The following is a 12,523-nucleotide window of genomic DNA, read 5'->3' on the forward strand; positions in this document are numbered from 1 at the left end:
TGCTGTGTCGGGTGCACGGGCCTGGGGGATGGATGCTGCGACCCGGCGGCGAGGCCGGGCCGCAGCTGGGCCCCCGCCCCCTGAGGCTCCGAGCGACGCGCCAGCGGGGCTGGGAGTGGGAGCGGGGACCACTCGTTCCTCACTCGTCGAGCAGCGCCTGCGCCTCGGTCTGCGCCTGCGCGAGCAGGGCGTCGATGTCGGCGTTCTCGTCGGTGAGCACCGTCTGCACCACTGTGTCGAGCAGAGCGTAGACCTCCTGGGTCGACTTCTTCGGCTCGCCGACCGGCGTCTGGTCCCAGATGTTGTCGGTGAACGACGTCATCTGGTCGCGCGGCACGTTGATGTACGGCTCGATCCAGGTGAGGGATTCCTCGTACAGCTCACGGCTGAGCACCGGCAGCACCGGCGTGCCGACCGCCTGGTCGGACTCCGCGAGGGCCTTGGCGTCCTGCACGGCGGCGTCCTCGTCGAGGAGCTTCTGCATGTAGTACCAGTCGATCCAGGTGACCGCGGCCGCCTTGGTCTGGTCGTCGACCGTGGGGCTGATCACGGCGATGTCGCCGCCGCCGAGTGTGCCCGGGTCGTCGCCCTCGATCGGCACGACGCCGAGGCCGTACACCGCGGGGTCGAGGCCGAAGTCGCGTACGAGCGCGGTGTAGACGTCGGAGCCCGAGGTGTACATGCCGATGTTGCCGGCGGCGAACTCCTGGTTGATCGTGCCCCAGTCGAGGTCGACCTTCGCGCCGAACGAGTCGTCCTCCCAGCGGAGGTCGTGCAGGAACTCGAGCGTCGCCTTGGTCGCGTCGTTGTCGATCGTCGAGGTGGCGCTGCCGTCGGCCTCATCGGTCTGCGTGCGCCCGCCGCGGGCGACGGTCTGCGCGGTCAGCTGCCAGCCGCCGGTGTTGTTGATCGCCATCTGCGCGTACCCGGCCTTGCCGGTGGCGTCGTGGATCGCCTTCGCGTACTCGCGCACCTCGTCCCATGAGGTGGGCGGCTGGTCGGGGTCGAGCCCTGCCTGCTCGAACAGGTCGCGGTTGTAGTGCAGACCCATCGCGTAGGCCTGGCGCGGGAAGCCGAAGATGTTCCCGTCGGCGTCCTTGACGCCGTCGAGGATGATCGGGTTGAAGCTGTCTTCGTAGCCGAGCTCCTTGACCTCGGCGGTGACGTCCATGAGCTGGCCGTTCTCGAGCAGCGTCTTCGAGTCGGTGAACGGCACGGTGAACACGTCGGGAAGGCTGCCGCCGGCGAGCTGCACGGCGAACGTCGGGCCCTCCCACTCGTACTCGACACCGATGATGTCGATGTCGGGGTGCTCCTTCTCGAACTGCTCCTCCTGCGTGGCGAACGCCTCGTACGCCGCGGCGTCGGCGCCGGGCGGGAAGGTCGCGACGCGGAGCTCGAGCTTGCCGTCGCTGTTCTCGTCGCCGCCGGCCGGAGAGCAGCCGACGAGCGCGCCGACCGTCGCCAGAGCGGCGACACCGGCGAGCAGGACCCTTGCTGGTGACTTCATCGTCTTTCCTTTCTGAGGGGGACGTCCACGTCAGCCTCTCGGCGCGGACGTCTCCGGGGTGTTGGTGCGGGTGTGGGATGCTGCGCCCTCGAGCCGCAGCCAGGCGGCGGCGTTGCCGGGCAGCCGGCCGGCCTCGAGGGGCGAGCTCGTGAGGAGGACGGTCGCGCTGGGGGGAAGCGCGACCGGGTCGTCGCCGGTGTTCACGACGCACGCGAAGCGATCGCCGCGCCGGAAGGCCAGGAGGTCGGGACCGGCGGCGCCGTTCGTGGCGGGGATCGCGTCATCCCACCACTCGAGCGGACCGTCGCCGAGCTCGGGGAGCTCGCGGCGCAGGCGGAGCGCGTCGCGGTAGAGGTTGAGGGTCGACGCCGGGTCAGCGTCTTGCGCCGCGACGGTGAGCCCGCTCCACCCCTCGGGCTGGGGCAGCCACGTGCGGGTCGCGTCGGGACTGAAGCCGAACGGCGCGTGGTCGCCCGACCAGGGCAGCGGGACGCGGCATCCGTCACGTCCCGGGTCCGTGCCGCCGGAGCGGAAGTGCATCGGGTCCTCGATGAGGTCGAGCGGCAGGTCCTCGACCTCGGGAAGGCCCAGCTCGTCGCCCTGATAGATGTACAGGCTGCCGGGCAGCGCGGCAACGAGGAGTGCTGCTGCGCGAGCCCGATGCAGGCCGAGCTCGGGGTCGGTGGGCACGCCGAACCGCTTCTTGAGGAACGCGAACGCGGTGTCTTCCCGCCCGTAGCGGGTGACGGGCCGGGTGACGTCGTGGTTGCTGAGCACCCACGTCGACGGCGCACCGACGGGCGCGTGGGCCTCGAGCGTCGAGGTGATCGACTGACGGAAGGATGCCGCACCCCACGGCCGCGCGAGGAAGTCGAAGTTGAACGCGGTGTGCATCTCGTCGGCGCGCAGATAGTTCGTGAACCGCACGATGTCGGGCACCCAGATCTCCCCGACGAGCACACGGGTGCCCGGGTACGAGTCGGCGATCGCGCGCCACGAGCGGTACACGTCGTGCAGTTCGTCGCGGTCCTCCGTGGGGTGCTCGCCCGGGCCTTGCTTCTCGCCGACCTCGGGCAGCTCCGGGTCCTTGATGAGCAGCGCCGCCGAGTCGATGCGCACGCCCGCGACGCCGCGGTCGAACCAGAACCTCAGGATCTCCTCGTGCTCGCGGCGGACGTCCGGGTGGTTCCAGTTGAGGTCGGGCTGCTCGGGCGTGAACATGTGCAGGTACCACTCCCCCGGCGTGCCGTCGGGGTTCGTGGTGCGCGTCCAGGTCTCGCCCTGGAAGCTCGACACCCAGTGCGTGGGGATCCCGTCCCCGTTCTCGCCCTTGCCCGGGTGGAACCAGAAGCGCTCGCGCTCGGGGCTGCCGGGGCCTGCGGCGAGCGCCGCCTGGAACCACGGGTGCTGATGCGAGATGTGGTTCGGCACGACGTCGATGATCGTGCGGATGCCGAGGTCCAGCGCCTCCTGGATCAGCAGCTCCGCCTCCTCGAGGGTGCCGAACCGCGGGTCGATGTCTCGGTAGTCCTGCACGTCGTAGCCGCCGTCGGCCAGCGGGCTCGGGTACCAGGGGTTGAACCAGATGGCGTCCACGCCGAGGTCCTTGAGGTAGCCGAGGCGCGCCCGCACGCCGGCGAGGTCGCCCGTGCCGTCGCCGTTCCCGTCCGCGAAGCTCCGCACGTAGACCTGGTAGATGACGGCCGACCGCCACCACAGCGGGTTGTCGCTCGCAGGAACGGCTCGGGGGCCGCGGGTCAGGACCTCGGTGTCCACGGGTCTCCTCATCGATGGGAAGGACGTGATGCGTTGAATGTATTGGATCGGTGTAGAGGTTGCAAGTCTTGGACAGATACTTGCAAGATTACGATTGTTCGCGAGATCGATGAAGGATGAGGACCGCTGCGCGGTGCGCTCCCCTCGCTCGTTGAGCGAGCGACGAAGGAGCGAGACGAAACGCCTCGGGCGCGGCGCTCACCTCGATCCGAACGCTCCCGCAGACTCGAGGCGTTTCGTCTTCGGGCGCTGGAGCGCCCCTCGCCCCCCGAACGGTGAACCGGGCTCGATCCAGGTCGCCTCGGGCTGAGGTCAGGCCGCGGCGGGGCCCGTCGACGACCGCAGTACGAGCTCGGGCTCGAAGAGGAGCTCATCCCCGGCCGCGGTCGTGCCGGCGATCTGTGAGAGCAGGAGCTCGATCACGGTGCGACCCATCGACTCGATCGGCTGGCGCACCGTCGTCAGAGGCGGCTCGGTGCAGCTCATGAGGAAGGAGTCGTCGAAGCCCACCACGCTCACGTCGGCCGGGACCCGCAGGCCCGCCCGACGAGCGGCACGGACGGCACCGAGCGCAAGGGGGTCGCTCGCGCAGACGATGGCGGTCGCGCCCGCGGCGAAGAGGCGCGAAGCCCCGGCCTGGCCGGATTCCAGCGAGTACAGGCCCCGCACCACGAGCGATTCCTCGAGCGGCGAGCCGAGGCGTTCGAGCAGCGGGCGCGCGGCGGCGAGCTTGCGCTGCGACGGGATGTGGTCGAGCGGGCCCAGCAGCAGCCCGATGCGCCGATGGCCCAGCTGATGCAGGTGCTGGATCGCCTGCTCCGACGCCGCGGCGTCGTCCGTCGACACCGTGGCGAAGTCGAGTGAGCCGATGCGGGCGTTCACCAGCACCGTCGGGAGGTTCACCTGCCGGATCCGGTCGTAGTGATCATGCGGGGCGTCCGCCTGGCTGTAGTTGCCGCCCAGGAAGATCACCCCCGACACCTGCTGCTGCAGCAAGAGGTCGACGTAGTCGGACTCGGTGATGCCGCCCGCGTTCTGGGTGCACAGGAGCGGCGTGTAGCCGTTCTGCGTGAGCCCGCCGCCGATGATCTCGGCGAGTGCGGGGAAGATCGGGTTCTGCAGCTCGGGGAGCACGAGACCCACGAGACGCGCGCGCTCGCCACGCAGCTTGGTCGGCCGCTCGTAGCCGAGCACGTCGAGCGCGGTGAGCACCGCCTGCCGCGTGGCCTCGGAGACACCGGGCTTGTCGTTGAGCACGCGACTCACGGTGGCTTCGCTCACACCGACCTTGCGCGCCACTTCGGCGAGACGCTTCGACATGCGCTCAGTGTACGCAAGAACTTGCAGGATCCCGCAAGCCAGCGCAAGCCACGGCCGGCGTCAAACCGCCGGGCGGGAGCGAGCGCTTCTCCGGTCCGCGGGCGTCGGATGGGGTGTTCAGCCCGACGCTTTGACGCGGTTTGTCAATGCCGGATGTCGCCGCCTGCGGCAGACGAGGATGGAGCCATGGCCGGCCCCTCGATCGTGTGGTTCCGCGATGACCTCCGCATCGCCGACAACCCCGCGCTGCGCGCGGCGATCGACCGCGGCGAGCCGATCATCGCGCTCTACGTGCTCGACGAGGAGTCGCCCGGCATCCGCCCGCTCGGCGGCGCCGCACGGTGGTGGCTGCACCACTCGCTCGCGTCCCTCGACGAGCGGCTGCGCGAGCGCGGCGCAACCCTCGTCCTGCGCCGAGGCTCGGCCGAGCGCGTCGTACGGGAGCTGGTGACGGATGCCTCGGTCGGCGCCGTCTTCTGGAACCGGCGCTACGGCGGCCCCGAGCGGGAGGTCGACGCCGCGCTCAAGGCGGGTCTGCGCGCGGAGGGCGTCGAGGTCGCCTCCTTCGCCGGCTCGCTGCTCTTCGAGCCGTGGACCGTGAAGACCGGTGCCGGAACGCACTTCTCCGTGTTCACCCCGTTCTGGCGCGCGTGCCTCGCGCTCCCGTCGCCGCGGGCACCGCTGCCGGAGCCGCGCGAGGTGGACGGCGTGCGCGGGGGCGCAGCATCCGATTCCCTCGATGACTGGGGGTTGCTCCCCCGCCGCCCCGACTGGGCGGGCGGGCTGCGCGAGACGTGGGAGCCGGGCGAACCCGCGGCGCGACGGCGGCTGCGCGAATTCCTCGACGACGACCTCGCCGCGTACGACCGGGCGCGCGACGAGCCGGCGGCCGGCGCGACGTCGCTGTTATCGCCCCGACTTCGGTGGGGCGAGGTGAGCCCGTACACCGTGTGGCACGAGACGGTCGAGGCCGGGCACGGCGGGCGGTTCCTCTCCGAGCTCGGCTGGCGCGAGTTCGCGTGGCACACGCTCTTCCACTTCCCGGAGCTCGCGACGAAGAACCTGCGGTCCGAGTTCGACGCGTTCCCGTGGCCACGGCTCAAGCCCACGCACCTCGAGGCGTGGCAGTCGGGGCGCACCGGCGTCCCGCTCGTCGACGCAGGCATGAAGGAGCTCTGGACGACCGGCTACATGCACAACCGGGTGCGGATGGTCGCGGCATCCTTCCTCGTGAAGAACCTGCTCATCGACTGGCGGCGCGGCGAGGAGTGGTTCTGGGACACGCTCGTCGACGCCGACGAGGCGAACAACCCGTTCAACTGGCAGTGGGTCGCCGGCTCGGGCGCCGATGCCGCACCGTACTTCCGGATCTTCAACCCCGAGCTGCAGGCGAAGAAGTTCGACGCCGACGGGCACTACCAGCGCGAGTGGGCCCCCGAGTCGCTGGGCGACGACGGGCCCGAGCCTCTCGTCGATCTCGGCGAGACGCGCAAGGCGGCGCTCGCTGCGTACGAGCACGTCAAGCGGGCCGCGCGCTCCTGAGCGCACGACCCGCTCGATTCGTCACCAGGCGTAGGCCTCCGGAGCCTGCCCGCCCGGGCCGGGGAACAGCTCGTCGAGCGCCGCGAGGTCTTCCCCGCTCAAGTGGATGTCGAGCGCCGTCACGGCCGACTCGAGCTGGGCGACCGTGCGGGGTCCGATGATCGGACCGGTCACGCCGGGCTGGTGCAGCAGCCACGCGAGGCCGAGTGCCGACGGGGTCCAGCCGCGCTCCTGCGCGAACGCCTCGTACGCGGCGATCTGGTCGCGGCGCTCGGCGCGCTGCGACGTGATGCGCTCGGATCCGGACCGGGCGGCAGCATCCGTCGATCCGCCGCTGAGAAGTCCGCCGGCGAGCGGCGACCACGGCAGGATGCCGAGGCCGTAGTTCTGCGCCGCCGGAATCACCTCGAGCTCGATCGAGCGCTGCGTGAGGTTGTACAGCGACTGCTCGCTCACGAGCCCGAGGAAGTGGCGCTGGACCGCGACCTCATTGGCCTGGGCGATGTTCCACGCCGCGAAGTTCGAGCTGCCGGTGTAGACGACGTCGCCCTTCGCGACGAGCACCTCCATCGACTGCCAGAGCTCCTGCCACGAGATGTGCCGGTCGATGTGGTGGAACTGGTACAGGTCGATGCGGTCGGTCTGGAGGCGCTTGAGCGACCCGATCGCCTCGCGCCGCACCTGCCACGCGGACGCGCCGCGAGCGTTGACCACGTCGCCGTCGGCGGTCGGATCGACCATCGGCGAGTGCACCTTGGTGGCGAGCACGACGTCGTCACGGACGCCGGGACGGGCGGCGAACCAGCGCCCGATGATCTCTTCGGTGGCGCCGCGGCCACCCGAGCCGCCGTAGCCGTTGGCGGTGTCGATGAAGTTGACGCCGAGCTCCAGCGCGCGGTCGAGGATGGCGAACGAGTCCTCCTCCGAGGTGCGGTCGCCGAAGTTCATGGTTCCGAGCACGATCCGCGAGACGGAGGTGCCGGTTCGTCCGAGGTGGGTGTAATCCATGCGGACATCGTCACACGGCCTCGTGAGGTGGCGGGCCGAATCGCGAAAACGTTTCCTGAATATCCCTCCGTGACGGATCCGGAATGGGATGCTGCGCCCCGAGGTTGCGGGTCGACATGACCACGATCGGAATCATCGGTGCAGGACACATCGGCAGGGCGCTCGCCCGCGCCTTCTCGGGACTCGGCTACGACGTCGTGATCTCGAACTCACGCGGACCCGCGAGCCTCGCGGATCTCGTCGACGAACTGGGGCCGAAGGTGAGCGCGGCGACCGCCGCCGACGCGGCCGCGGCCGCCGACATCGCGGTGGTGACGGTGCCGATGAAGGCGCTGAAGGACGTTCCGGTCGAGCCGCTCGCCGGGAAGATCGTGCTCGACACGAACAACTACTACTTCGAGCGCGACGGTCACATCGACGCCCTCGACCGCGGAGAGGCGACGACCTCGGGGCTCCTCCAGCAGCACCTGCCGACCTCGAAGGTCGTGAAGGCGTTCAACCACCTGTACGCGTCCGACATCAACGCCGGCGGCCTCGCCGCGGGCGACACGCAGCGCCGTGCACTCGGCACCGCGAGCGACGACGCTGAGGCGATCGACTTCGTCACGGGCGTCTACGACGCACTGGGCTTCGACACCGTGAGCGCCGGTCCGCTGAGCGAGTCGTGGCGCCTCGAGCGCGACCGCCCCGCCTACGTGGTGGCGCAGACCGCCGACGAGCTGCGCGACAACCTCGCGAAGGCGAACCGCCTGCCCTGAGTTCCGATCGCGCTCGGCGCGTTTCGTCTCGCTCGTTCCTCGCTCGCTCAACGAGCGGGAGAGGCGATCCGGAATGCGGATGCCGGGGCGCGGGTTGCCTTCAGCGATGAGCACTGCGACACCCGCCCCGGCCCTTTCCGTCCTCGACCTCGTTCCGGTGCGCACCGGGCAGACGAGCGCGCAAGCTGTCGCAGCATCCATGTCCCTCGTGGAGGCGGCGGATCGGCTCGGCTATCGCCGGTACTGGTTCGCCGAGCACCACAACATGCCGGCCGTCGCCTCGACCACTCCCCCGGTGCTCGCGGCGGCTGCCGCCGCGCGGACGTCGCGCATCCGGCTGGGGTCGGGCGGCGTCATGCTGCCGAACCATTCCCCTCTCGTCGTGGCCGAGCAGTTCGCGGCGCTCGAGGCGCTCGCTCCGGGCCGCATCGACCTCGGGCTCGGGCGCGCGCCGGGCTCGGACCCCGTGATCACGCAGCTGCTGCGCCAGAGCGGCACCACGAGCGACGTCGAGCGGTTCCCGGACCACGTGCGCGACATCATGTCGCTCGTCGCGCCGGACGGCGCCTCGCTGCGCTTCACGTCCGGCGGCACCTACGACGTGCATGCGACGCCCGCCGCGACGACCACGCCCGAGGTGTGGCTGCTGGGTTCGAGCGATTACTCCGCGCAGCTCGCCGCCTCACTGGGCCTGCCGTACGTGTTCGCGAACCACTTCTCGGGCGAGGGTCTCGAGCGCGCGCTCGACCTCTACCGTTCTTCCTTCGTCCCCTCCGAGGCCCTGGCCGCGCCGCGCACGTTCCTCACCGCGAACGTGCTCGTCGCCCCGACACAGGACGAGGCTGAGGCCCGCGCCCTGCCCAACCTCCGCATGACGGCGCGCCTGCGCACCAACAAGCCCCTCGTCCCGCTCGAGACCGTGGAGCACTCCCTCGCGAACGCGGCCGACTTCGCCGGCCTCGGCGACACCTTCATGGCCTCGGCCCGCGCGAAGTGGTTCGTCGGCACGGCCGAGGCCGTGGCATCCGATCTCCGCTCCTTCGCCGCGAAGCACGGCGTCGACGAGGTGATGATCTCGCCGATCGCCGGATCGTACGAGGCCGAGCCAATGGATGCCGCTCCCGGCCGCCTGCAGACGTTGGAGCTGCTGGCCGCCGAGCTGGAACTCTGAACGCGGCGCAGAACCCCGGCCTACCTTTCCTTCCCACCCCCTCATCTCCCGCGCGCTCAACGTCCGCGGCAGGCGCAGCGGAGCGGGATCATCCGGAGAGCGCGCGGGCATCGGGATTGGCGGGCACCGACGGCTCGTCGCCGCCGACGAAGGAGACGTCGACGAGTCGACGGAGCGGGAACGCGCGCCGGAGGATGATCCCGCGCAGCGGACCCCCGCCCGAAACCCCTCAGTCCTGGACTTCGGGCTCCCCGGAGATGAGCCCCCGCAGCCAATCGCGCGCCTCGACGAAGACGTCGTCCGCGTAGCGCTCGGGGTAGCGCACGACGGCGCGGTCGGCGCGGGGGTACGAACCGAGGAACGTGACGCGGGGGCTGAAGCGGCGCAGGCCCATCAGGGCGTCGGCCATGCGCTCGTCCTCGAGGTGGCCGTCGGCGTCGACGACGAAGCGGTACCGGCCGAGCTCGTCGCCGATGGGGCGCGAGGCCAGCAGCGACAGGTTGATGCCGCGGGTGGCGAACTGCTCCAGCATCTCGAGCAGGGCACCGGGGTGATCGTCGGGCAGTTCGATGATGAGCGACGTCTTGTCGGCGCCGGTGGGCGGCGGCGGCACGACGGTGCGGCTCACGAGCACGAAGCGGGTCACCGCGTTGGGGTTGTCGCCGATGTTCGAGGCGAGCAGTTCGAGCTGGTGATGCTCGAGGATCCCGGGAGGGGCGATCGCCGCGTCTGCGTCGCTCGAGCCGTCGAGCAGTCCCATCGCGCTCGCGACGTTGCTCGCCGCCGGCACGTGGGCGTGGGCGGGCAGCGCCGCCGAGAGCCACTGCAGGCACTGCGCGTACGCGACGGGGTGCGCGGCGATGAGCGAGATGTTCTCGAGGCGCGCACCGGGGCGTCCGACGAGGACGAACTCGACGGGCACGAGGTACTCGCCGACGATGCGCAGTCCGGGCACCGTCGCGAGGGCGTCCTGCGCCGTCGAGACCCCGCCGTCGACCGAGTTCTCGATCGCGATCATCGCGGCGTCGGACCGCCCCTCGACGACGTCGGCGAGCGCCTCCCCCACGTTGCGCACGGGCCGCCACTCGTGGCCGCGGGCCTCCGGCACCTGGGCGAGCGCCGCCTCGGTGAACGTGCCCGCGGGGCCCAGGTAGCTGTACGTGCGGCGGACGGGAACGGATGCCTCGGCGGAGGCGACCTCGGAAGTCACGCGTGCCAGCCTAGCCCGGGCCCCGTGGGCCCGATCCCGTCCGTAACTCACGACGGACGTCGTGCGACATCGACCCCGCCCGCGGAAATCCGGGGGCCGCGCCGACCGCGCGGCGCACCGGTCCTGAATCGCGCACTCGCGCAGGGTGTCACGGACCGTGCACCGCAGGCCGAGGACGGGCAGACTGGGACGCATGACTCGCGCAGGACAGCCGGCCGAAGCATCCGACCTCATCGACATTGATGAGCTGATCGCCGCTTATTACGACGTCAAGCCAGACCCCGCCGTCCCCGAGCAGCGCGTCGCGTTCGGGACGAGCGGGCACCGCGGCTCCTCGCTGTCGGCGAGCTTCAACGAGACGCACATCCTCGCCACGACGCAGGCGATCGTCGACTACCGCAGGGCACAGGGCATCGAGGGCCCGCTGTTCCTCGGGCGCGACACGCACGGCCTGTCGCTGCCGGCCGAGCGCAGCGCCATCGAGGTGCTCGTCGCGAACGGCGTCGACGTGCGCGTGGACTCCCGCGACTCGTGGGTGCCCACCCCCGCGCTCAGCCACGCGATCCTCACCTACAACCGCGGGAAGGATGCCGCGGACCCGACCCGCGCCGACGGCATCGTCGTCACGCCGAGCCACAACCCGCCGCGCGACGGCGGCTTCAAGTACAACCCGCCGAACGGCGGGCCCGCCGACACCGACGCCACCGGCTGGATCGCGAACCGCGCGAACGAGCTCATCGCAGCGGACCTCGCGGGTGTCGCCCGTACACCGTTCAAGGACCTCGACGGCGACAAGCTGGGCGAGTACGACTTCCGCGACGCCTATGTGCGCGATCTCGCGAACATCATCGACGTGGAGGCCATCCGCTCGGCCGGCGTGCGCATCGGCGCCGATCCGCTGGGCGGCGCGTCGGTCGAGTATTGGGCGCTCATCGCCGAGGTGCACGGCCTCGACCTCACCGTCGTGAACCCCGACGTCGACCCGACGTGGAAGTTCATGACGCTCGACTGGGACGAGAAGATCCGCATGGATCCGTCGTCGCCGTCGGCGATGGCCGGACTCATCGGTCGCCGCGACGAGTACGACATCCTCACGGGCAACGACGCCGACGCCGACCGCCACGGCATCGTGACGCCCGACGCCGGACTCATGAACCCGAACCACTACCTCGCGGTCGCGATCGACTACCTGTACTCGCACCGGCCGGATTGGCCGGCGGATGCTGCGGTCGGCAAGACCCTCGTGAGCTCGATGATCATCGACCGCGTGGCCGAATCGCTCGGGCGCGAGCTGCTCGAGGTCCCGGTCGGATTCAAGTGGTTCGTGCCGGGGCTGCTGGACGGATCCGTGGCCTTCGGCGGCGAGGAGTCGGCGGGGGCATCCTTCCTCCGCAAGGACGGCTCGGTGTGGACCACCGACAAGGACGGCATCCTGCTGTGCCTCCTGGCATCCGAGATTCTGGCGGTCACCGGCAAGACGCCCTCGCAGCGCTATGCCGAGCTCGAGGCCGAGTTCGGCGCCTCCGCCTACCAGCGCGTGGACGCCCCGGCCTCCCCCGCGCAGAAGGCGGCGCTCGGCAAGCTCGCCCCCGAGGCTGTCACGGCGACCGAGCTCGCCGGCGAGCCCATCACCGCGAAGCTCTCGCACGCGCCGGGCAACGACGCCGCGATCGGCGGCCTCAAGGTGCAGACCGAGCACGCGTGGTTCGCCGCGCGCCCGTCAGGCACCGAGGACGTGTACAAGCTGTACGCCGAGTCGCTGCGCGGCCCCGAGCACCTCGCGCAGGTGCAGGCCGAGGCGCGCGACGTCGTGTCGCAGGCCCTCGCCGGCGCCTGACCCCGGCTGACACAGCGACGCCCGGACCCGCGCGAGGGAGCGCACGGGTCCGGGCGAAGTTCTGTGCGTTCGCGCCGGGAATCGCCGGTCAGACGCGGCCGACGCCGCGGCGACGCGTGAACAGCACGTAGAGGCCGAGCACGATGATCGAGCCGAGGATCGACCCGATGATGCCCGACGGCTGCAGGAAGCCGCCGTTGGGGTCGCTTCCGAACAGCAGGAAGCCGAGGAACCCGCCGACGAACGAGCCGACGATTCCGAGGACGATCGTCAGCAGGATGCCCATGCTCTGCTTGCCAGGGATGATGGCGCGAGCGATGAGGCCGGCGATCAGGCCGATGAGGATCAGGCCGAGGATGGTCCAGAGCATGTTTCTCTCCTTCTCTCCCGT

At 70.7% G+C, this 12,523-nt stretch carries 10 protein-coding genes; 4 read left to right on the forward strand and 6 right to left on the reverse strand.

All coding sequences use genetic code 11. The features are described 5' to 3' along the window. Positions 1 to 139 precede the first annotated feature (139 nt). The 3 genes from ACFVSU_RS08200 to ACFVSU_RS08210 all read right to left on the reverse strand — a co-directional run bounded on the left by ACFVSU_RS08200 (position 140) and on the right by ACFVSU_RS08210 (position 4,606). On the reverse strand, positions 140 to 1,510 hold the full coding sequence (locus ACFVSU_RS08200) for an ABC transporter substrate-binding protein (RefSeq protein ID WP_387140654.1): 1,371 nt from the start codon (positions 1,508 to 1,510) through the stop codon (positions 140 to 142). 30 nt (positions 1,511 to 1,540) lie between these two features. Beyond that, the gene (locus ACFVSU_RS08205) at positions 1,541 to 3,298 is read right to left on the reverse strand and encodes a glycoside hydrolase family 13 protein (RefSeq protein ID WP_387140657.1); all 1,758 of its coding nucleotides are present in this window, start codon (positions 3,296 to 3,298) and stop codon (positions 1,541 to 1,543) included. Between the two features lie 300 nt (positions 3,299 to 3,598). Then, positions 3,599 to 4,606, reverse strand: a complete 1,008-nt coding sequence (locus ACFVSU_RS08210; protein WP_387140659.1) for a LacI family DNA-binding transcriptional regulator — start codon at positions 4,604 to 4,606, stop codon at positions 3,599 to 3,601. Positions 4,607 to 4,792: 186 nt separating this feature from the next. On the opposite strand from ACFVSU_RS08210, the gene ACFVSU_RS08215 reads away from it, so the two are divergent. Further along, entirely contained in the window at positions 4,793 to 6,148 is a 1,356-nt protein-coding gene (locus ACFVSU_RS08215) for a cryptochrome/photolyase family protein (protein WP_387140662.1), read from the forward strand. Between the two features lie 21 nt (positions 6,149 to 6,169). Here ACFVSU_RS08215 and ACFVSU_RS08220 read toward each other — a convergent pair whose 3' ends face one another. Then, complete coding sequence (locus tag ACFVSU_RS08220; RefSeq protein WP_387140665.1) at positions 6,170 to 7,156, reverse strand: aldo/keto reductase; 987 nt, start codon at positions 7,154 to 7,156, stop codon at positions 6,170 to 6,172. Positions 7,157 to 7,272: 116 nt separating this feature from the next. Between ACFVSU_RS08220 and ACFVSU_RS08225 the strand changes: the two genes are divergently transcribed. Beyond that, positions 7,273 to 7,914 carry an NADPH-dependent F420 reductase gene (locus ACFVSU_RS08225; RefSeq protein ID WP_387140668.1) on the forward strand — a complete coding sequence of 214 codons (642 nt, stop codon included), beginning with the start codon at positions 7,273 to 7,275 and terminating at the stop codon, positions 7,912 to 7,914. 106 nt (positions 7,915 to 8,020) lie between these two features. Then, a complete protein-coding gene (locus ACFVSU_RS08230; protein ID WP_387140671.1) occupies positions 8,021 to 9,085 on the forward strand; it encodes an LLM class flavin-dependent oxidoreductase in 1,065 nt (354 codons plus the stop codon). Between the two features lie 229 nt (positions 9,086 to 9,314). On the opposite strand, the gene pheA is transcribed toward ACFVSU_RS08230, so the two are convergent. After that, positions 9,315 to 10,295, reverse strand: a complete 981-nt coding sequence (gene pheA / locus ACFVSU_RS08235; RefSeq protein WP_387140674.1) for a prephenate dehydratase — start codon at positions 10,293 to 10,295, stop codon at positions 9,315 to 9,317. Positions 10,296 to 10,488: 193 nt separating this feature from the next. Here pheA and pgm point away from each other — a divergent pair, with 193 nt between their 5' ends. After that, positions 10,489 to 12,132 carry a phosphoglucomutase (alpha-D-glucose-1,6-bisphosphate-dependent) gene (gene pgm, locus ACFVSU_RS08240; RefSeq protein WP_387140677.1) on the forward strand — a complete coding sequence of 548 codons (1,644 nt, stop codon included), beginning with the start codon at positions 10,489 to 10,491 and terminating at the stop codon, positions 12,130 to 12,132. A gap of 88 nt (positions 12,133 to 12,220) precedes the next feature. On the opposite strand, the gene ACFVSU_RS08245 is transcribed toward pgm, so the two are convergent. Continuing rightward, on the reverse strand, positions 12,221 to 12,502 hold the full coding sequence (locus tag ACFVSU_RS08245) for a GlsB/YeaQ/YmgE family stress response membrane protein (RefSeq protein WP_387140680.1): 282 nt from the start codon (positions 12,500 to 12,502) through the stop codon (positions 12,221 to 12,223). Positions 12,503 to 12,523 lie beyond the last annotated feature (21 nt).

Source organism: Microbacterium sp. NPDC058062, assembly GCF_042885375.1.
Taxonomy (GTDB): Bacteria; Actinomycetota; Actinomycetes; order Actinomycetales; family Microbacteriaceae; genus Microbacterium; species Microbacterium trichothecenolyticum_C.

Bases quoted from the DNA above. Each gene is read 5' to 3' on its own strand.
- ACFVSU_RS08200 (WP_387140654.1), bottom strand. From the start codon at position 1,510: ATGAAGTCACCAGCAAGGGTCCTGCTCGCCGGTGTCGCCGCTCTGGCG.
- ACFVSU_RS08205 (WP_387140657.1), bottom strand. From the start codon at position 3,298: ATGAGGAGACCCGTGGACACCGAGGTCCTGACCCGCGGCCCCCGAGCC.
- ACFVSU_RS08210 (WP_387140659.1), bottom strand. From the start codon at position 4,606: ATGTCGAAGCGTCTCGCCGAAGTGGCGCGCAAGGTCGGTGTGAGCGAA.
- ACFVSU_RS08215 (WP_387140662.1), top strand. From the start codon at position 4,793: ATGGCCGGCCCCTCGATCGTGTGGTTCCGCGATGACCTCCGCATCGCC.
- ACFVSU_RS08220 (WP_387140665.1), bottom strand. From the start codon at position 7,156: ATGGATTACACCCACCTCGGACGAACCGGCACCTCCGTCTCGCGGATC.
- ACFVSU_RS08225 (WP_387140668.1), top strand. From the start codon at position 7,273: ATGACCACGATCGGAATCATCGGTGCAGGACACATCGGCAGGGCGCTC.
- ACFVSU_RS08230 (WP_387140671.1), top strand. From the start codon at position 8,021: ATGAGCACTGCGACACCCGCCCCGGCCCTTTCCGTCCTCGACCTCGTT.
- pgm (WP_387140677.1), top strand. From the start codon at position 10,489: ATGACTCGCGCAGGACAGCCGGCCGAAGCATCCGACCTCATCGACATT.
- ACFVSU_RS08245 (WP_387140680.1), bottom strand. From the start codon at position 12,502: ATGCTCTGGACCATCCTCGGCCTGATCCTCATCGGCCTGATCGCCGGC.